The following is an 18,848-nucleotide window of genomic DNA, read 5'->3' on the forward strand; positions in this document are numbered from 1 at the left end:
GGCGGCCAGCATGAAGGCCGAGCGCCTAAACAGGACAGACACAGAGCAGCGGATTTTTTTCCATACAGCGAGGGCGAGACGTCAGGCGCGCCCGATGTCGGCGAAGGTCGCCTGGGTGTGCTCCGCCAGTACCGACGCCGCCAACTCCACTTCCAGGCCCCGGCGCCCGGCGCTGACAAAGATGCTGGCAAACGGCTGGGCGCTGTTGTCGATAAACGTCCGCAGGCGCTTCTTCTGGCCCAGCGGGCTGATGCCCCCCAGCAAATAGCCGGTAGCACGTTGCGCAGCGGCCGGATCGGCCATCTCGGCTTTCTTGACCCCGGCAGCATGGGCCAAGGCCTTGAGGTCCAGACTGCCAACCACGGGCACCACGGCCACCAGCAATTCGCCCTTTTCACTGCTGGCGAGCAAGGTCTTGAACACCTGGGCCGGATCGAGGTTGAGCTTTTCCGCCGCCTCAAGACCATAGGACGCCGCTTTGGGGTCATGTTCGTAACTGTGCACGCGATGTTCGGCGCGAACTTTTTTCAGCAGATCCAGTGCAGGGGTCATGACAGCTCCAAGCGAGGGATAAAGAAGAAAAATACCGGACCGCGATTTTAGGTGATCCCAAGGCAAAACGCTCTAACTCGAGCCTTGTTAGCCAGGGGGCTAGAGGCTGCCAGGGGCATGGCCTCCTGCCACCTGCGATCGACCCTTTAGCGGCGGGCGCGATCATTCACCGGGTTGATTGCTACAAAATGACTGACGGTTCACTTTCGACCTTTGACAGCAGTGTTTCTTGTCTATATTTTTTCGTTTGTGAATATCGTAGGGTGTTCACCGCAGCACGCGGCAACACGCCGACGCCAGGATGGGGATTCTGGCCGAGGTCAATATCGAGCTCAGCCTCCTGAGCCAGAGCGCCAGACAACAACAAAAACCGAGGTTTCAATGACAACTGCTCTACAACAACCGTCGCTATCGGGCCAGTGCATGGCCGAGTTTCTGGGCACCGCCTTATTGATCTTCTTCGGCACCGGTTGCGTTGCCGCGCTCAAAGTCGCGGGTGCCAGCTTCGGCCTGTGGGAAATCAGCATCATCTGGGGGATCGGCGTGAGCATGGCGATCTACCTCACTGCCGGCGTGTCCGGCGCGCACTTGAACCCTGCCGTGAGCATCGCCCTGTGTCTTTTTGCCGACTTTGAAAAGCGCAAACTGCCCTTCTACATCCTGGCGCAAATCGCCGGCGCCTTCTGCGCGGCGTTCCTGGTGTACACCCTCTACAGCAACCTGTTCTTCGATTTCGAACAAAGCCATCAAATGATCCGAGGCTCCCAAGCCAGCCTGGAATTGGCCTCGGTGTTCTCCACCTACCCGCACCCGTCCCTGTCCACGGCCCAGGCTTTCCTGGTGGAAGTGGTCATTACCGCGATTCTGATGGGCGTGATCATGTCCCTGACCGACGACAACAACGGCCTGCCTCGTGGCCCGATGGCCCCGTTACTGATCGGCCTGCTGATTGCCGTGATCGGCAGTGCCATGGGCCCGCTGACCGGCTTTGCGATGAACCCGGCTCGGGACTTCGGTCCTAAACTGATGACGTTCTTCACCGGCTGGGGTGAAATCGCCTTCACCGGCGGCCGTGACATTCCATATTTCCTGGTACCGATTTTTGCTCCGATCCTCGGTGCCTGTTTGGGTGCGGCAGCGTATCGCGGGCTGATTGCCCGTCATCTGCCCAGCGCCATCCCTGCTACAAAGGATGCAGAAGCGGCCACTGACGGCAAAGTAAGAACTTCTTGAAACCGCGGCGCGAGGTCCTGCCCACTTCGACCTTGCGCCCCACATCACTCCCTTATTTCGTCCAAGGCAATCGACATGACCGACATCCAGAACAAGAACTACATCATTGCCCTCGATCAGGGTACGACCAGCTCCCGGGCGATCATTTTCGACCGCGACGCCAACGTGGTCTGCACCGCCCAGCGCGAATTCGCCCAGCATTACCCACAAGCCGGTTGGGTCGAACATGACCCGATGGAAATCTTCGCCACCCAAAGCGCGGTGATGGTCGAGGCCCTGGCGCAAGCCGGCCTGCATCACGATCAGGTGGCCGCCATCGGCATCACCAACCAGCGCGAAACCACCGTGGTCTGGGACAAGAACACCGGCCGCCCGATCTACAACGCCATCGTCTGGCAGTGCCGCCGCAGCACCGAGATCTGCCAGCAGCTCAAGCGCGACGGCCTGGAAGACTACATCCGCGACACCACCGGCCTGGTCACCGACCCCTACTTCTCCGGCACCAAGCTGAAGTGGATCCTCGACAACGTCGAGGGCAGCCGTGAACGCGCGCGCAACGGCGAACTGCTGTTCGGCACCGTCGACAGCTGGCTGATCTGGAAATTTACCGGCGGCAAGACCCACGTCACCGACTACACCAACGCCTCGCGCACCATGCTCTTCAACATCCACACCCTGGAGTGGGACGCGAAGATGCTGGAGGTGCTGGATATCCCACGGGAAATGCTCCCGGAAGTGAAATCCTCTTCGGAAATCTACGGCCGCACCAAGAGCGGCATCGCCATCGGCGGTATCGCTGGCGACCAGCAAGCGGCGCTGTTCGGCCAGATGTGCGTGGAACCGGGCCAGGCGAAAAACACCTACGGCACCGGCTGCTTCCTGCTGATGAACACCGGCGACAAAGCGGTGAAATCCAAGCACGGCATGCTCACCACCATCGCCTGCGGCCCTCGCGGCGAAGTGGCGTATGCCCTGGAAGGCGCAGTCTTCAACGGCGGCTCGACCGTGCAGTGGCTGCGCGACGAACTGAAGATCATCAACGATGCCCATGACACCGAGTACTTTGCCGGCAAGGTCAAGGACAGCAACGGTGTGTACCTGGTACCGGCCTTTACCGGCCTCGGCGCCCCCTACTGGGACCCCTACGCCCGTGGCGCGCTGTTCGGCCTGACCCGTGGCGTGCGCGTGGACCACATCATCCGCGCCGCCCTGGAATCCATTGCCTACCAGACCCGCGACGTGCTCGACGCCATGCAACAGGACTCCGGCGAACGCCTCAAAGCCCTGCGCGTGGACGGCGGCGCAGTGGCCAACAACTTCCTCATGCAATTCCAGGCTGACATTCTCGGGACCCAGGTCGAGCGCCCGCAAATGCGCGAAACCACGGCCCTTGGCGCAGCCTACCTGGCGGGCCTGGCCTGCGGCTTCTGGGGCAGCCTGGAAGAGTTGCGCGGCAAGGCGGTGATTGAGCGCGAGTTCGAACCCCAACTGGCCGAAGCCGAGAAGGAAACCCTCTACGCCGGCTGGAAAAAAGCCGTCAGCCGCACCCGCGACTGGGAACCCCACGACGACGCCAAGTAAGCCAAGGGCTGGCGTGTAACTGGTCGGGAGCAGCTTCCTGCGGCATCATGGGCAAATTTTGCACGGCAGCCCAAAGGAAGCCCCATGAATCTGCCTCCCCGCCAGCAACAAATCCTCGATCTGGTCCGCGAACGCGGCTATGTCAGCATCGAGGAAATGGCTCAGTTATTCGTCGTGACCCCGCAGACCATCCGCCGCGATATCAACCAGCTGGCGGAAGCCAACCTGCTGCGCCGCTACCATGGCGGCGCTGCTTATGATTCCAGCGTGGAAAACACCGCCTACGCGATGCGCGCCGATCAGATGCGCGACGAGAAGCAACGCATCGGCGAAGCCATCGCCGCACAAATCCCCGATCACGCCTCGCTGTTCATCAACATCGGCACCACCACCGAATCCATCGCCCGGGCGCTGCTCAATCACAACCACCTGAAGATCATCACCAACAACCTGCACGTGGCGTCGATGCTCAGTGCCAAGGATGATTTCGATGTGCTGCTCACCGGCGGCACGGTGCGCCGTGACGGCGGTGTGGTGGGCCAGGCCAGCGTCGACTTCATCAACCAGTTCAAGGTCGACTTCGCCCTGGTGGGCATCAGCGGCATCGATGAAGACGGCAGCCTGCTGGACTTCGACTACCAGGAAGTACGCGTCTCCCAGGCGATCATCGCCAATGCCCGGCAAGTGATCCTGGCGGCGGACTCCAGCAAATTCGGGCGCAACGCCATGATCCGCCTGGGACCGATCAGCTTGGTGGACTGCCTGGTGACGGACCAGCAGCCCGTGCCGGCGTTGGTGCAATTACTCAATCAGCACAAGGTTCGCCTGGAAGTGGTTTAACGCCAGCACCGCCGCCATCGCTGGCACGCTAGCGCCTACATGGGAATGCCATTGCTGCAGGAGCCCGGCTTGCCGGCGATGGCGTCCGCAAGATCGCTATCGCCGGCAAGCCGGCCCCACCACCTTTTGTTCACAAATTTTCATTTGCCCGCCCTTCGATCAGTTTTTTCAATCGAAGTCGGGTGGCTGTGCCCGCGTTTATCAGCTACCATTTTCGGAAATGAACATTAATGTTCGAATTCCAAGACAAAGAAATTGCGAGGCCAGCCGATGAACCCTTCTACCTTGCCTGCCCCACCGCTTGCCGAAGTCTATGATGTTGCCGTTATCGGCGGCGGGATCAATGGCGTCGGCATTGCAGCAGACGCAGCCGGTCGCGGTTTGTCGGTGTTCCTTTGCGAAAAGGACGACTTGGCCAGCCACACCTCTTCGGCCAGCAGCAAGCTGATCCACGGTGGCCTGCGCTACCTCGAACATTACGAATTCCGCCTGGTGCGCGAAGCCTTGGCCGAACGGGAAGTACTGCTGGCCAAGGCCCCGCATATCGTCAAGCCCATGCGTTTCGTCCTGCCTCATCGCCCCCATCTGCGCCCGGCCTGGATGATTCGTGCAGGGCTGTTCCTGTATGACCACCTGGGCAAGCGGGAAAAACTGGCCGGTTCCAAAAGCCTGAAGTTCGGCGCCAACAGCCCGCTCAAGGCCGAGATCAGCAAAGGCTTCGAATACTCCGATTGCTGGGTCGACGACGCACGCCTGGTGGTGCTCAACGCCATGGCCGCGCGGGAAAACGGCGCCCATATCCACACCCAGACCCGTTGCGTCAGCGCCCGCCGCAGCAAAGGCCTGTGGCACCTGCACCTGGAGCGCAGCGATGGCAGCCTGCTGTCGATCCGCGCCAAGGCCCTGGTCAACGCCGCCGGCCCCTGGGTCGCCAAGTTCATCAAGGATGACCTGAAGCTGGATTCGCCCTACGGCATCCGCCTGATCCAGGGCAGCCACCTGATCGTGCCCAAACTCTATGAAGGTGAACACGCACACATTCTGCAAAACGAAGACCAGCGCATCGTGTTCACCATTCCGTACCTGAACCGCTTCACCCTGATCGGCACCACCGACCGCGAATACACCGGCGACCCGGCGAAGGTGAGCATCACCGACGGCGAGACCGACTACATCCTCAAGGTGGTCAACGCGCACTTCAAAAAGCAGCTGAGCCGCGACGACATCGTGCACACCTATTCCGGCGTTCGCCCCCTGTGCAACGACGAGTCCGACAACCCGTCCGCCGTGACCCGGGACTACACCCTGGCCCTCTCGGGCAACGCCGACGAAGCGCCACTGCTCTCGGTGTTCGGCGGTAAGCTGACCACCTACCGCAAGCTGGCGGAATCGGCCTTGGTGCAACTGGCGCCGTACTTCAAGCACGCCAAGCCAAGCTGGACCGCCCAGGCCACCCTGCCCGGCGGTGAAAACATGAGCACGCCCCAGGCCCTGGCCGAGGCGCTGCGACAGAAGTTCGAATGGATCCCCAATGAAATCGCCCAGCGCTGGGCCAGCACCTATGGCAGCCGCACCTGGCGCATGCTCGAAGGCGTGGAATCGCTGAACGATCTAGGCGAACACATCGGCGGTGGGCTTTACACCCGCGAAGTTGATTACCTGTGCAGCGAAGAATGGGCGACCACTGCGCAAGACATTCTGTGGCGCCGCAGCAAGCTGGGGTTGTTCACTACTCCGACCGAGCAAGAAAAGTTGGCGGCTTATCTGGGCAAGGTTGAGCAGAATCGCAAGATTGAAGCGGCGTGATCTGATCAGCGCTTGAATGAAAGCCCCTGAATTGTGAGATTCAGGGGCTTTTTATTGGGTCAGTCTCTAGCAGAGGTCTGGGGCGAGGGTCGACGTCAGCACGCCAAATGCAACAGCAGAAAATCAATAAACACCCGCGACTTGTGCGGCAAATGTGCAGTGTCAGGAAACACCACATGGATCGACTGCGCTGGCAGCGAGTAATCCGGCAACAAGCGCACCAGACGTCCACTGGCGATGTCCTCCTCAACCAGCCACGCCGGCAACACCGAAACACCCAATGAGGAGAGCGTCATCGAACGAATCGCCGTGGATGAATTCGAGTCGAAATGGCTGATGCCACTGACCTCGATACCGCGTCCTGACCGATCGCGCAAAAGCCACTGCGTCGGCGCCTGCAAATTGCTGTTGGCGATCCACGGCAGGCTAATCAAATCCTGCGGTTCATTCACAGGATGGCGAGCGAGAAACGGTGCACTCGCCACCAACACAATCTCGTAATCCGCTAGCTTGCGGCACTTGAAAGCAGAATCCGTCAATTTGCCCAGACGGATCACCAGATCAAGTTTTTCCGCCAGCAGATCATTCAGCGATGAGTTGAAGTTGTAACTCAAACTGACTTCCGGGTATTGCGCGGCGAACAACGGAATCAACGGCAGAATATATTTCTCGCCATACTCACTGGTCGAACTGATCCGCAACTTCCCGAAAACCCGATGACTGCCCTTCAGTACATTATCAAAAGCACTGTCGATACCCGCGACGATGGCTTTGAACTCGGTATAAAAACTCTGCCCGGTTTCTGTCAGCGAAACCGCCCGGCTATTGCGGATCAGCAGCGTGACTGACAGCGCTTCCTCCAGTGCCTTGACGTGGAGGCTGGCCATGGCCCTGCTGATGTTCAGGTAACTCGCAGCCTTGGTGAAAGACCCCAGGTCAACGATAGCGAGAAAGGTCTGCACCCGATTTAAGTGCGCGTGCATGGCGCCATGACTCACTGTTCAATCCTTTCAAACATTGTGTTCAGCCCCATTGCATCGACGTCCGGAGTCTATCGCCCCTATGCTCGACGACAAAGGGGAAACAACATGAGTTATCGCTACAAAGTCGCATCGGTCTTCCTGATAGGTTTTTTTATCGACTGCATCAATATCTTCATGTCAGCGGTCGCGCTGCCCAGTCTGTCGGCGGCCTTGCACATCAGCAGCTCATCAGTGGCCTGGGTCGCCAATGCCTATGTTCTGGGGCTGACACTGATCATTCCAATCAGCACCTGGCTCTCCGGACGCTTTGGCAGCCGGGAAATGCTCACGCTTTCGATGCTGGTCTTCAGCGGATCGGTATGGATGTGCGGGGTCGCGAACAGCTTCCTTGAACTGGTGGCCTGGCGTTTCGTGCAAGGCCTCAGTGGCGGTTTGTTGATACCGGTCGGGCAGGCACTGACCTTCAATCTGTTCCAGGGCGAGCAACGGGCGAAAATCTCCACGCTGGTAATGGCGGTCGCGCTGATTGCCCCGGCGATTTCACCGACCGTTGGCGGAATCATCGTCGACAGCACCTCATGGCGCTGGGTGTTCTTCAGCACTATCCCGTTTTCACTGATCGCCGCCGGGCTGGCGTGGTGCTGGATAAAAGAGTCCAGGCCCACTCACCTGCCGCACCCGGACTTCAAAGGCCTGCTGCTGGTCAGTGCGGCACTCATCAGTTTGCTGATGGGCATGTCGCTGTATGGCGGCGACTATCCGGCGCTGGCGGCCATCGCATGCATTGTGGCGGGCGTGATATTGATTGCCCTGTACCTGCAGCACTATCGCCAATCAAGCCACGCGATCATCGAACTGAGCCTGCTCAAGAGCAAAAGACTCAGCACCTCACTCTTCATCTATTACGCGATTCCCGGGGTGTTCACCGGGGTCAATCTGCTGAGCATTTTCTTCCTGCAAAACACCCTGCATTTCAGTGCCAGGCTGACCGGGATGTTTATGCTCGTCTACGCCAGCGGAGCCTTCATCGCCATGCTGGCTTGCGGCCGTGTCTACAACCGTGTCGGCGCCAGACGCCTGTTCACTTTCGGCATGCTGTTGCACAGCGCCGGCATTGCCACGTTGGTGGGGGTGAATCGCCCGGACGACCTCTGGCTGATCGTCGGTGCCTACAGCTTGATGGGCATCGGTGGCGGCATCGGCGCCAACACTGCGCAGACCACATCGCTGATGGACTTCAGCAGCAGCGACACGCACAAAGCCAGTGTGATCTGGAACATCAACCGGCAGATGTCGTTCAGCCTCGGTGCGGCGCTGTGCCTGATGATCTTCAACCTGCTGCTCAAGCCGTTGCAGCCCACTGCGGCCTATCACGCGAGCTTCGCCATTGCCGCGCTGATCGGCCTGCTGCCGCTGTTTCAAATGAGCCAACTGAACCCTGCCAAGGCACACCATGAACCACAACCTGATTGAACAAGCGCAACACAGCATTCACCACGTGCACCAACTGATTCACCGCGTGTTTACCGATGCAGATGGCACCGGCGAAACCAGTATTGCGCCGCTGATGAGCGCCTTTGGCGAACATTTCAGCATGGTCACCACCTCAGCCGCGACCCTCGACCGGCAGCACCTGGAGCAACTGTTCAAAGGCGCGGTCGGCGGCCGGCCGAGGCTCGAGATCATCATCAGCGACTTGCGCCCGGTCTGGCAGGAAGGCGAAACGGTGGCCATCAGCTACACCGAAGTCCAGCGCACGCCCGAGCAGGAAAATACCCGGGTTTCGGTGGCCATCCTTCGGATTCACGCCGGGAGCGTGCAATGGCAGTACCTGCATGAAACCCCGCTCAGCCAGAAAAATCGGAAATAACCTGCAACAGGTCATTCGGTTTTCCGAACGCCGTCTCATGATCAGTTCGGTTAACCGGATCGACCACAGCTAAAAACACCTTCAAAAAAATTTAATATCCTTATTAATCAATGATTTATTTATTACTGAGTAGTCTGGCACGACTCATGCTCTACACTCTTCGACGAATGTTTGATGAGCCACCCCATCAGAAGCCGTCAAGGCATTCGCTGTATAAAAGAGCCGTCGAATTGGCTTCATAAAAAAAAACAAATGTCGAGGAAATATTGATGCGCATCGTTCCCCATCTGTTGGGCGCAGCTATCGCTGCCGCTCTGATTAGCACTCCAGTTTTCGCCGCCGAACTCACCGGCACACTGAAGAAAATCAAAGAGTCCGGCACCATCACCCTCGGACATCGCGACGCTTCCATTCCGTTTTCCTACATCGCTGACGCTTCCGGCGTCCCGGTCGGCTACTCCCACGACATCCAGCTGAAAATCGTCGAGGCCATCAAGAAAGACCTCGACATGCCGGACCTCAAGGTCAAGTACAACCTGGTCACCTCGCAAACCCGTATCCCGCTGGTGCAGAACGGCACCGTGGACGTCGAGTGCGGCTCCACCACCAACAACGTCGAGCGTCAGCAGCAAGTTGACTTCTCCGTCGGCATCTTCGAAATCGGTACCCGCCTGCTGTCCAAAAAGGACTCGGCCTACAAGGATTTCGGTGACCTGAAAGGCAAGAACGTCGTGACCACCGCCGGCACCACGTCCGAGCGCATCCTCAAGGCAATGAACGCCGACAAGCAGATGGGCATGAACGTGATCTCCGCCAAGGACCACGGTGAATCCTTCAACATGCTGGAAAGCGGCCGCGCCGTAGCCTTCATGATGGACGACGCACTGCTGGCCGGTGAAATGGCCAAGGCCAAGAAGCCGGGCGACTGGGCCGTGACCGGTACTGCACAGTCCTACGAAATCTATGGCTGCATGGTCCGCAAGGGCGACGCACCGTTCAAGAAAGCCGTGGACGACGCCATCGTTGCCACCTACAAGTCGGGCGAAATCAACAAGATCTACGACAAGTGGTTCCAGGCGCCGATCCCACCAAAAGGCCTGAACCTGATGTTCCCGATGAGCGACGAGCTCAAGGCCTTGATCGCCAATCCGACCGACAAAGCGGCTGACGATAAAAAGTCCTGATTCCTGACTAACCTTGTTTCCTGAAGGGCCAACCGGTCCTTCAGGAGTCTGTCACTACCTGCTGGCATTTTTTGGAAACACTCGAACCGGTGGTTGTCGAGCCGATCGCGTGTGCCTGACCGTCGAGGTCAGGTGGGAACGGACGTCCCCAGGCGGGTGCTTGTACATCGATCGATCAGAGGGGAGACCCTAATGAATTACAACTGGGACTGGGGCGTGTTCTTCAAGTCCACCGGCGTGGGCAGCGAGACTTATCTCGACTGGTTCATTTCCGGTTTGGGCTGGACCATCGGCATTGCCGTGGTGGCCTGGATCGTCGCGCTGATTCTGGGCTCGGTGCTCGGTGTCATGCGTACCGTACCGAACCGCCTGGTATCGGGCATCGCGACGGTGTACGTGGAAATTTTCCGTAACGTGCCGCTGCTGGTTCAGCTGTTCATCTGGTACTTCCTGGTACCGGACCTGCTGCCGGAGAACCTGCAGGAGTGGTACAAGCAGGACCTCAACCCGACCACCTCGGCCTACCTGAGCGTTGTCGTGTGTCTGGGCCTGTTCACCGCCGCCCGGGTTTGCGAACAAGTGCGTACCGGCATCCAGGCACTGCCTCGGGGCCAGGAATCCGCGGCCCGCGCCATGGGCTTCAAGCTGCCGCAGATCTACTGGAATGTGCTGCTGCCCCAGGCCTACCGGATCATCATTCCGCCGCTTACCTCAGAATTCCTCAACGTGTTCAAGAACTCCTCCGTGGCGTCCTTGATCGGCTTGATGGAACTGCTGGCCCAAACCAAACAGACCGCCGAGTTCTCGGCCAACCTGTTTGAAGCCTTCACCCTGGCCACACTGATCTACTTCACCCTGAACATGAGCCTGATGCTCCTGATGCGTGTGGTAGAGAAGAAAGTTGCCGTACCCGGCCTGATCTCCGTGGGGGGCAAATAATGGAATTCGATTTCAGCGGCATCATCCCCGCCATTCCCGGCTTGTGGAACGGCATGGTCATGACCTTGAAGCTGATGGTCATGGGCGTGGTCGGCGGCATCGTGCTGGGTACCATCCTGGCCCTGATGCGCCTGTCGTCCAGCAAACTGCTGTCCCGCGTGGCCGGCGCCTATGTGAACTACTTCCGTTCGATCCCGCTGCTGCTGGTGATCACCTGGTTCTACCTGGCGGTGCCGTTCGTACTGCGCTGGATCACCGGCGAAGACACCCCGATCGGTGCGTTCACCTCCTGCGTCGTGGCCTTCATGATGTTCGAGGCGGCGTACTTCTGTGAGATCGTGCGGGCCGGCGTGCAGTCGATCCCCAAGGGCCAGATGGCGGCCGCACAAGCCATGGGCATGTCCTACGGCCAGACCATGCGCCTGATCATCCTGCCCCAGGCCTTCCGCAAGATGACCCCGCTGCTGCTGCAGCAGAGCATCATCCTGTTCCAGGACACTTCGCTGGTCTACACCGTGGGCCTGGTGGATTTCCTCAACGCCTCGCGCTCCAGCGGCGACATCATCGGCCGCTCCAATGAATTCCTGATCGTTGCCGGTCTGGTGTATTTCACAATCAGCTTTGCCGCCTCGCTGCTGGTCAAGCGTCTGCAAAAAAGGTTCGCCGTATGATCTCTATCAAAAACATCAACAAGTGGTATGGGGACTTCCAGGTGCTGACTGATTGCAGCACCGAGGTCAAAAAGGGTGAAGTGATCGTGGTGTGCGGGCCGTCCGGCTCGGGCAAGTCCACCCTGATCAAATGCGTCAACGCCCTGGAGCCGTTCCAGAAAGGCGACATCGTGGTCGATGGCACATCGATCGCCGACCCGAAGACCAACCTGCCGAAACTGCGTTCGCGCGTGGGCATGGTGTTCCAGCATTTCGAACTGTTCCCGCACCTGACCATCACCGAAAACCTGACCATCGCGCAGATCAAGGTCCTGGGTCGCAGCAAGGAAGAAGCCACCAAGAAGGGCCTGCAACTGCTGGACCGTGTCGGCCTTTCCGCCCACGCCCACAAGCACCCTGGGCAACTGTCCGGTGGCCAGCAACAGCGTGTGGCGATTGCCCGCGCCCTGGCCATGGACCCGATCGTCATGCTGTTCGACGAACCGACCTCGGCGCTCGACCCGGAGATGGTCAACGAAGTACTGGACGTCATGGTGCAACTGGCCCAGGAAGGCATGACCATGATGTGCGTGACCCACGAAATGGGCTTCGCCCGTAAAGTGGCCGACCGCGTGATCTTTATGGACGCCGGCAAGATCATCGAAGACTGCCCGAAAGAGGAATTCTTCGGCGATATCAGTGCCCGCTCCGAACGTGCCCAGCACTTCCTCGAGAAGATCCTGCAGCACTAAACCTGTGCTCTTGTAGGAGCTGGCTTGCCAGCGATGGGGCCGCCGAGCGGGCTCCCCTATCGCCAGCAACGCGCCCATCGCCGGCCAGCCGGCTTCTACAGGCATCGCGCAGTGGTTGACCCAAGGCATCTGTGATGAAATGCGACCCCAATCTCTATCGCGCCGCGCCGCCATCACTCGCCGTGAAACCCCGTCTGATCCGCCACCTGTTCCTGCCGCCCCTGGTCATTCTGTTGATGATCGGCCTGGGTTATGCCGGCTTCCTGATCAGTGAGCACTACGGCATCCGCACCCTCAGCGAAAATGGCGAACGCCAACTGGAACTCCACGCACGCGCAGTGGAAAGCGAGATCAGCAAATACACCTACCTGCCCAGCCTGCTGGAACTGGAATCCAGTGTTTCCAGGCTGCTGGACGACCCGACCCCGGAGCACCGGCAAACGGTCAACGATTACCTTGAAGGCCTGAACCGGCGCAGCCGCAGCCGGGCCATCTACGTCATGGACACCACCGGCCGCGTACTGGCCACCAGCAACTGGCGCGACGTCGACAGCTACCTCGGTGAAGACCTGTCCTTCCGGGCCTATTTCCAAAACGCCGTGCGCGGCCAGGCTGGGCGTTTCTACGGCATCGGCAGCACCAATGGCGAACCCGGCTACTACCTGGCCCATGGCTTGGAAGAGCAAGGCAAGATCATTGGCGTGGCCGTGGTCAAGGTCCGCCTCGAAGCCCTGGAAGAACGTTGGCAGCGGGCGCGCCTGGAGGCCTTCGTCAGCGACGAAAACGGCATCATCATCCTGTCCAGCGACCCGGCGCGGCGCCTCAAGTCCGTGCGCCCCCTGAGCGATGAAACCAAGGAGCGCCTGGCCCGCAGCCTGCAGTACTACTGGTTCCCCCTCAACGAACTGCAACCCCTGGCCCGCGAACGCCTGGCCGAAGGCGTGGAGAAGCTGACCTTTCCTGCCAACAGCGAGCTGGTGTCCGATGAACAGGAAGTCAGCTACCTGTCCCAGACCCGGCCCCTGAGCGACACACCGTGGAACTTCACCCTGCTCACGCCGCTGCAGGACCTGCGTCGCGAGGCAGCCAACCAGGGCATCCTGGTGGCGGTGGCCTTTGCCCTGGTGGCGTTCCTGCTGATTGCCTGGAATGAACGGCGCAAGGTCCTGGCCACTCGCCTCGCCGCCCGGGAAGCCCTGCAAGAAGCCAACAGCCTGCTGGAGCGGCGGATCACCGAGCGCACCGCCGACCTGCGGGCCAGCAACGAACGGCTCAAGGGGCAGATCCGCGAACGTCGCCAGGCCGAAGAAACCCTGCGCCGAGCCCAGGACGAACTGGTCCAGGCCGGCAAGCTGGCGGCCATCGGTCAGATGTCCACCAGCATCGCCCATGAACTGAACCAGCCTCTGGCGGCCTTGCGCACCTTGTCCGGCAACACCGTGCGCTTCCTCGAACGGGGCGCCCTGGATACCGCCAGCGCCAACCTCAAGACCATCAACGAACTGATCGACCGCATGGGCCGCATCACCGCAAGCCTGCGCTCCTTCGCCCGACGGGGTGACGATCAGGGCGAAGCCAGCCTGGGCAAGGCGGTGGACGCCGCCTTGCAACTGCTCAACGGCCGCCTGGAACCCCTGCCCCTGCAACTGCATCGCGACTTCAGCGACCAGCCGCTGCAGATCGACCAGACACGCCTGGAACAGATCCTCGTCAACCTGCTGGGCAACGCCCTGGATGCCATGCAAGCCCAGCCCCAGCCCGAGTTGTGGCTGGAGGGCGAGATGCTGGACGGTAAATACCGCCTGCGGGTCCGTGACAACGGTCATGGCATCGACCCCGAGGCGCGCAAGCACCTGTTCGAACCGTTCTTCACCACCAAACCCGGGGAACAGGGCCTGGGGCTGGGCCTGACCCTGTCCGCCAGCCTGGCCGCCGCTGCCGGCGGCAACCTGGGGGTGGAACACCCGGCAAGCGGCGGCACCGCCTTTGTCCTCAGCTTGCCCCTGGTAAGCCCCACTCGAGCCGAGCCGATATGAACAACGAGCTTACTGTGCTGATCGTCGAAGACGACCCCCATGTGCTGCTGGGTTGCCAACAGGCCCTGGCCTTGGAGGACATCCCCTGCATCGGCGTGGGCAGCGCCGAAGAAGCGCTGGCCCAGGTCGGCGACAACTTCCCCGGCATCGTGGTCAGCGACATCCGCCTGCCGGGCATCGACGGCCTGGAACTGCTGACCCGCCTCAAGGCGCGGGATCGCAGTCTGCCGGTGGTGCTGATTACCGGCCACGGCGACATTTCCATGGCCGTGGGCGCGATGCAGAAAGGCGCCTACGACTTCATGGAAAAACCCTTTTCCCCCGAGCGCCTGGTGGACGTCGCCCGCCGCGCCCTGGAACAACGGGGCCTGGCTCGGGAAGTGACCTCGTTGCGCCGCCAACTGGCCGAGCGCGATTCCCTGGAAGGTCGGATCATCGGCCGCTCGCCGGCCATGCAGAACCTCCGGGAGCTGATCGCCAACGTCGCCGACACCTCGGCCAACGTGCTGATCGAAGGCGAGACCGGTACCGGCAAGGAACTGGTCGCCCGCTGCCTGCACGACTTCAGCCGTCGCCACAGCCATCAGTTTGTGGCGCTGAACTGCGGCGGCCTGCCGGAGAACCTGTTCGAAAGCGAAATTTTCGGCCATGAAGCCAACGCCTTCACCGGCGCCGGCAAGCGACGGATCGGCAAGATCGAGCATGCCCACGAAGGCACGCTGTTCCTCGATGAAGTGGAAAGCATGCCCATCAACCTGCAGATCAAGCTGCTGCGGGTGTTGCAGGAGCGCACCCTGGAACGCCTGGGTTCGAACCAGAGCGTGGCCGTGGACTGCCGGGTGATTGCCGCCACCAAGTTCGACCTCGACGAACTGGGCCGGGCCAATCAGTTTCGCAGCGACCTGTACTACCGCCTCAATGTGGTGACTCTGGAGCTGCCGCCGTTGCGCGAGCGCCGTGAGGACATCCTGCAACTGTTCGAACACTTCCTCCAGCAGTCGTCCCTGCGCTTCGATCGCACGCCGCCCGAGCTGGACAACCAGACCGTGTCGACCCTGATGAGCCACGACTGGCCGGGCAACGTGCGTGAGTTGCGCAATGTCGCCGAACGCTTCGCCCTGGGCCTGCCGGCGTTCAAGAAATCCGGCAGCCAGGCGGCGCAAGGGCTGGGCTTTGCCGAGGCGGTGGAGGCCTTCGAACGCAACCTGTTGAACGATGCCTTGCAACGCAGCGGCGGCAACCTGACCCAGGCCAGCCAGGAACTGGGCATGGCCAAGACCACGCTGTTCGACAAGGTCAAGAAGTACGGCCTGAGCCACTAACCCAAGGCGAGTCATTCATGGATCTATTGTTAAAGGCCGCCCTGGGCGCGGCGGTGGTACTGATTCTGGCGGCCCTGGCCAAGACCCGGAATTACTACATCGCCGGCCTGGTGCCGCTGTTCCCGACCTTCGCCCTGATCGCCCACTACATCGTCGGCAAGGGCCGTTCAGTCGATGACCTGAAGACCACCATCGTCTTCGGCATGTGGTCGATCATTCCCTACTTCGTCTACCTGGCGACCCTCTACGTGATGGTAGACCGCCTGCGCCTGGAAGCCTCCCTGGCCGTGGCCGCCGTGGCCTGGCTGATGGCCGCCAGCGTCCTCGTCAGCGTCTGGGTCCGCGTCCACGCCTGAGCCGACGCCCCCACCGCACGCCCTGTAGGTGCTGGCTTGCCGGCGATGCGTTGCTTCAGGAACGCCGTGCCTTGCGCCAGCAAGCTGGCGCCTACCAGGTGCTGCCCTTGGCTCCTGGCCCGGGCCTTGCATTTACCCCAAAAAGCCCGGCCAGCCTGCGTCTTAGCTTGATTGCGCAGTTTTCTGGAGGGCGCTGCCAGGGGTAAATCACACGTTGAACATTCTCGATCTCGACCACAGCCTCACCGCCCAGGACGCCGTCAGCCGACGCTTGGCCAACGGCCAGGCCCGGCGCCTGGACCTGCTGGACCTGGGTCCCAAACTGCGGCTCTGGTCCAGCGAACGGACCTACCGCCGCTTCAGCGAACGCCTGGCCCGGCGCCCGGAACACCAAGGGCCACGGCCGGAAATCTTCTTTGTCGGCTCCGGTGACTACCACCACCTGACCCCAGCCTTTCTCGCTGACCTCAAAGAGCCGGTCAGCCTGATCCACTTCGACAACCACCCCGACTGGGTACGTTTGGCGCCGCGTCGGCATTGCGGTTCCTGGGTCAACCGAGCCCTGAAGCTGCCGCAGATCCAGCGCATCGTCACCCTCGGCCCGTGCAGCGAAGACCTGGACAACCCGCAATTGCGCGGCGGCAACCTTGCGGCCCTCAAACACGGCCGGTTGCAACTCTTCCCCTGGCAACACGCGCCGTCCAAGGTCTGGGGCCGAATCGGCGACGGCGCCGGGCATCGGCAACAGGAAAACCACCTGTATTGGCACAACCTGGCGCAGCAGGACTGGCCGGCGTTTCTCGCCCGGATGATCCACAGCCTGCCCACCGACGCGGTGTGGATCACCATCGACAAGGACGTGCTGGCCAGCCAGGACGCCGCCACCAACTGGGACCAGGGCGGCATGCGCCTGAGCCACCTGCTGCTGGCCCTGCGCAGCCTGGCAGCGAGCAAGCGCATCCTCGGCATCGATGTCTGTGGCGAGTTCGCCGCGCCGGCCTTCAGCAATGCCTTGAAGCGCTGGGAGGCCCGCTCCGACCAACCTCCCGCCGGACGCTGGAGCCCGGCCGACCTGGATCGCAACTCACAGACCAACGAAGCCCTGATGAGCCTGTTCGAGGAGCTGTTCCCGTGAGCCTGACCGTGGTCTTGCTGGTGGCCTTTTCCATCCTTCTGGATGTGCTCGGCCAACTCTGTTTCAAGCTGGGCCTGGACCGCCTGCCGGAGCTGGAGGGCGGCTTCCGCCTCAATGCTTTCTGGGGCCAAGTGTTCAATGCGCCGCTGTTGTGGGCGGGAATCGGCGCTTACAGCATCGAGTTTTTCGTCTGGCTCGAAGCCCTGTCTCGGGCGCCGCTGAGCCTGTTGTTTCCAGCGGCAGCCCTGGCCTATTGCGGCGTGGTGCTGGCGGGCAAGGTGATCCTGGGCGAGACCGTCAGCCGCCGCCGCTGGCTCGGCACCCTGGTCATTACCTTCGGCGTGATGCTGGTGTGCTTCGCTGGCCACTGAACCTCGTTCCACCCTTGAAAGGAAGGTTTCATGCATTCCCATACCCAACATGGCTGGCTCCACGGGCGCCTCGGCACCCTGGTGCTCTGGGCCCTGCTGATCGGTTTTGAAAGCGCCGGCCAGATCGCCACCAAAGTCGGCGGCGATCAACTGGGGCAGATGGATTTCAATCTGCAATGGCTGGCTGCCGTGGCACTCAACCCTGGCGTGTGGCTGGCCATCGCTTGCTACATCTGCGCGTTTTTCGTGTGGATGCTGATTCTCCGACGCAGCAGCCTGTCCCTGGCGTTCCCCTTGAGCTCCCTGGTGTTTGTGGTGGTGTTGCTCGGTTCCTGGCTGGGCCTGGGCGAGCAGATCAGCCCGCTGCACTGGGTCGGCGTGCTGGTGATTATCGGCGGGATCGCCTTGCTGGCAGAGGGCGAGGAAAGCTGAAGCCCGACAGGGCCAGGTTCAGAACTTGAAGCTGATGGCGGTCTGCACCTGGCCCTGATTGACCTCGCCCCGGTCGCGAACAATGCTGCTGTCCGCCGCAGACCCCGTGAGGTGGATCCAGCTGGCGCTGGTCATCAGCGACCAGTTGCCACCCAGGGGGATTTGCAGGTTCTGGGTCAGGGTCAGGTTCTGCAGGCCGCCACTGGCGTTGTACTGACCGATCCCCGAAGCCCGGGCCTCTTCGCGGCTGACGCCGAAAAACGTCTGGGTCTGGCGGCCGTCGGCGAAATGCGCGGTGAGGTTGTTGCTGCCGATGATGCCTGCGCCCAACGGATAACCGATCTCACCGCCAATGCGCCCCAGCACCCCGCCCTGCTGGTCGCCACCGGCCACGACATGGCCCAGGGAGGCGAACACCCGCCAGTAATCGTCCGGCGCATACTCGATGAAACCGCCGACATCGGCCATGTTCGGCACGTCCCGCAGCCCGCGCAGATCACCGTTGGCGTTACGGCCCGGCAAGTAGTTGATGTAGGGCCCGGCGCTGAACCCGTTGCCCTTGAGCCCTTCCCACGTCAGGCCGTCGTCGCTGTTGAGGCTGACGTCGCCCCAGTCCAGGTCCACATAGGGCAGCGGCACGCTGTCATAGCGGCTGCCGCTGGGGTCGTGGGGTTGATAGCCCAGGCCCAGCCCCACTTGGCCGTTGAGGCCGTCCTCGGCACAAGCCGCACCGGCAACGCTCAAGGCCAGCAGGCCGACAAGGAATACGGGGAGGGAGAACCGAGGCATGGGGGCGTTTCCTTGTC

At 61.2% G+C, this 18,848-nt stretch carries 19 protein-coding genes; 16 read left to right on the top strand and 3 right to left on the bottom strand.

Features of this window, described 5'->3' with window-relative positions; genetic code table 11:
• Positions 1-81: 81 nt before the first annotated feature.
• Complete coding sequence (ybaK, locus tag M1B35_RS17285) at positions 82-552, bottom strand: Cys-tRNA(Pro) deacylase (RefSeq protein ID WP_268262605.1); 471 nt, start codon at positions 550-552, stop codon at positions 82-84.
• A gap of 381 nt (positions 553-933) precedes the next feature.
• On the opposite strand from ybaK, the gene M1B35_RS17290 reads away from it, so the two are divergent.
• The 4 genes from M1B35_RS17290 to glpD all read left to right on the top strand — a co-directional run bounded on the left by M1B35_RS17290 (position 934) and on the right by glpD (position 6,012).
• Positions 934-1,785, top strand: a complete 852-nt coding sequence (locus M1B35_RS17290) for an MIP/aquaporin family protein (protein ID WP_123328685.1) — start codon at positions 934-936, stop codon at positions 1,783-1,785.
• Between the two features lie 75 nt (positions 1,786-1,860).
• Positions 1,861-3,366, top strand: a complete 1,506-nt coding sequence (gene glpK / locus M1B35_RS17295) for a glycerol kinase GlpK (RefSeq protein ID WP_268262606.1) — start codon at positions 1,861-1,863, stop codon at positions 3,364-3,366.
• A gap of 84 nt (positions 3,367-3,450) precedes the next feature.
• Positions 3,451-4,206 carry a DeoR/GlpR family transcriptional regulator gene (locus M1B35_RS17300; protein WP_123328687.1) on the top strand — a complete coding sequence of 252 codons (756 nt, stop codon included), beginning with the start codon at positions 3,451-3,453 and terminating at the stop codon, positions 4,204-4,206.
• Positions 4,207-4,476: 270 nt separating this feature from the next.
• On the top strand, positions 4,477-6,012 hold the full coding sequence (glpD, locus tag M1B35_RS17305; RefSeq protein ID WP_268262607.1) for a glycerol-3-phosphate dehydrogenase: 1,536 nt from the start codon (positions 4,477-4,479) through the stop codon (positions 6,010-6,012).
• Between the two features lie 95 nt (positions 6,013-6,107).
• Here glpD and M1B35_RS17310 read toward each other — a convergent pair whose 3' ends face one another.
• Positions 6,108-6,995 (bottom strand): LysR family transcriptional regulator, encoded by an 888-nt coding sequence (locus tag M1B35_RS17310; RefSeq protein WP_268262624.1) that lies wholly within the window; start codon positions 6,993-6,995, stop codon positions 6,108-6,110.
• A 105-nt stretch (positions 6,996-7,100) separates the two neighbouring features.
• Here M1B35_RS17310 and M1B35_RS17315 point away from each other — a divergent pair, with 105 nt between their 5' ends.
• The 12 genes from M1B35_RS17315 (at position 7,101) to M1B35_RS17370 (ending at position 18,042) form a co-directional block, all read left to right on the top strand.
• On the top strand, positions 7,101-8,468 hold the full coding sequence (locus tag M1B35_RS17315) for an MFS transporter (protein ID WP_268262608.1): 1,368 nt from the start codon (positions 7,101-7,103) through the stop codon (positions 8,466-8,468).
• Positions 8,449-8,865: a DUF4440 domain-containing protein gene (locus M1B35_RS17320; RefSeq protein ID WP_123328691.1), complete on the top strand. Its 417-nt coding sequence runs from the start codon at positions 8,449-8,451 to the stop codon at positions 8,863-8,865. The genes M1B35_RS17315 and M1B35_RS17320 overlap by 20 nt, the downstream gene beginning before the upstream one ends.
• 269 nt (positions 8,866-9,134) lie before the next feature.
• Positions 9,135-10,049 (top strand): glutamate/aspartate ABC transporter substrate-binding protein, encoded by a 915-nt coding sequence (locus M1B35_RS17325; protein WP_268262609.1) that lies wholly within the window; start codon positions 9,135-9,137, stop codon positions 10,047-10,049.
• Positions 10,050-10,241: 192 nt separating this feature from the next.
• A complete protein-coding gene (locus M1B35_RS17330) occupies positions 10,242-10,988 on the top strand; it encodes an amino acid ABC transporter permease (RefSeq protein WP_123328693.1) in 747 nt (248 codons plus the stop codon).
• Entirely contained in the window at positions 10,988-11,659 is a 672-nt protein-coding gene (locus M1B35_RS17335) for an amino acid ABC transporter permease (RefSeq protein ID WP_123328694.1), read from the top strand. The genes M1B35_RS17330 and M1B35_RS17335 overlap by 1 nt, the downstream gene beginning before the upstream one ends.
• Positions 11,656-12,390, top strand: coding sequence for an amino acid ABC transporter ATP-binding protein (locus M1B35_RS17340; RefSeq protein ID WP_060753935.1), 735 nt, complete (start codon positions 11,656-11,658; stop codon positions 12,388-12,390). Before M1B35_RS17335 ends, M1B35_RS17340 begins: the two co-directional genes overlap by 4 nt.
• Positions 12,391-12,524: 134 nt before the next feature.
• Entirely contained in the window at positions 12,525-14,426 is a 1,902-nt protein-coding gene (gene aauS / locus M1B35_RS17345; protein ID WP_123328695.1) for a two-component sensor histidine kinase AauS, read from the top strand.
• Positions 14,423-15,748 carry a two-component response regulator AauR gene (aauR, locus tag M1B35_RS17350; RefSeq protein ID WP_123328696.1) on the top strand — a complete coding sequence of 442 codons (1,326 nt, stop codon included), beginning with the start codon at positions 14,423-14,425 and terminating at the stop codon, positions 15,746-15,748. Before aauS ends, aauR begins: the two co-directional genes overlap by 4 nt.
• Positions 15,749-15,774: 26 nt before the next feature.
• Positions 15,775-16,104 carry a GlpM family protein gene (locus M1B35_RS17355; protein ID WP_185039104.1) on the top strand — a complete coding sequence of 110 codons (330 nt, stop codon included), beginning with the start codon at positions 15,775-15,777 and terminating at the stop codon, positions 16,102-16,104.
• Positions 16,105-16,318: 214 nt separating this feature from the next.
• Positions 16,319-17,239 (top strand): arginase family protein, encoded by a 921-nt coding sequence (locus tag M1B35_RS17360; protein ID WP_123328698.1) that lies wholly within the window; start codon positions 16,319-16,321, stop codon positions 17,237-17,239.
• Positions 17,236-17,610, top strand: a complete 375-nt coding sequence (locus M1B35_RS17365; protein WP_268262610.1) for a DMT family transporter — start codon at positions 17,236-17,238, stop codon at positions 17,608-17,610. Before M1B35_RS17360 ends, M1B35_RS17365 begins: the two co-directional genes overlap by 4 nt.
• 30 nt (positions 17,611-17,640) lie before the next feature.
• Positions 17,641-18,042, top strand: coding sequence for an EamA family transporter (locus tag M1B35_RS17370; protein WP_123328700.1), 402 nt, complete (start codon positions 17,641-17,643; stop codon positions 18,040-18,042).
• An 18-nt stretch (positions 18,043-18,060) separates the two neighbouring features.
• On the opposite strand, the gene M1B35_RS17375 is transcribed toward M1B35_RS17370, so the two are convergent.
• Positions 18,061-18,831, bottom strand: a complete 771-nt coding sequence (locus M1B35_RS17375; protein ID WP_268262611.1) for a MipA/OmpV family protein — start codon at positions 18,829-18,831, stop codon at positions 18,061-18,063.
• Between the last annotated feature and the right edge of the window lie 17 nt (positions 18,832-18,848).

Source organism: Pseudomonas morbosilactucae (assembly GCF_023241665.1).
In the GTDB taxonomy this organism is placed as follows: Bacteria; Pseudomonadota; Gammaproteobacteria; order Pseudomonadales; family Pseudomonadaceae; genus Aquipseudomonas; species Aquipseudomonas morbosilactucae.

Excerpts from the sequence above, each read along its gene's own strand:
- ybaK (WP_268262605.1), bottom strand. The coding sequence starts at position 552 with ATGACCCCTGCACTGGATCTGCTGAAAAAAGTTCGCGCCGAACATCGC.
- M1B35_RS17290 (WP_123328685.1), top strand. The coding sequence starts at position 934 with ATGACAACTGCTCTACAACAACCGTCGCTATCGGGCCAGTGCATGGCC.
- glpK (WP_268262606.1), top strand. The coding sequence starts at position 1,861 with ATGACCGACATCCAGAACAAGAACTACATCATTGCCCTCGATCAGGGT.
- M1B35_RS17300 (WP_123328687.1), top strand. The coding sequence starts at position 3,451 with ATGAATCTGCCTCCCCGCCAGCAACAAATCCTCGATCTGGTCCGCGAA.
- glpD (WP_268262607.1), top strand. The coding sequence starts at position 4,477 with ATGAACCCTTCTACCTTGCCTGCCCCACCGCTTGCCGAAGTCTATGAT.
- M1B35_RS17310 (WP_268262624.1), bottom strand. The coding sequence starts at position 6,995 with ATGCACGCGCACTTAAATCGGGTGCAGACCTTTCTCGCTATCGTTGAC.
- M1B35_RS17315 (WP_268262608.1), top strand. The coding sequence starts at position 7,101 with ATGAGTTATCGCTACAAAGTCGCATCGGTCTTCCTGATAGGTTTTTTT.
- M1B35_RS17320 (WP_123328691.1), top strand. The coding sequence starts at position 8,449 with ATGAACCACAACCTGATTGAACAAGCGCAACACAGCATTCACCACGTG.
- M1B35_RS17325 (WP_268262609.1), top strand. The coding sequence starts at position 9,135 with ATGCGCATCGTTCCCCATCTGTTGGGCGCAGCTATCGCTGCCGCTCTG.
- M1B35_RS17330 (WP_123328693.1), top strand. The coding sequence starts at position 10,242 with ATGAATTACAACTGGGACTGGGGCGTGTTCTTCAAGTCCACCGGCGTG.
- M1B35_RS17335 (WP_123328694.1), top strand. The coding sequence starts at position 10,988 with ATGGAATTCGATTTCAGCGGCATCATCCCCGCCATTCCCGGCTTGTGG.
- M1B35_RS17340 (WP_060753935.1), top strand. The coding sequence starts at position 11,656 with ATGATCTCTATCAAAAACATCAACAAGTGGTATGGGGACTTCCAGGTG.
- aauS (WP_123328695.1), top strand. The coding sequence starts at position 12,525 with ATGAAATGCGACCCCAATCTCTATCGCGCCGCGCCGCCATCACTCGCC.
- aauR (WP_123328696.1), top strand. The coding sequence starts at position 14,423 with ATGAACAACGAGCTTACTGTGCTGATCGTCGAAGACGACCCCCATGTG.
- M1B35_RS17370 (WP_123328700.1), top strand. The coding sequence starts at position 17,641 with ATGCATTCCCATACCCAACATGGCTGGCTCCACGGGCGCCTCGGCACC.
- M1B35_RS17375 (WP_268262611.1), bottom strand. The coding sequence starts at position 18,831 with ATGCCTCGGTTCTCCCTCCCCGTATTCCTTGTCGGCCTGCTGGCCTTG.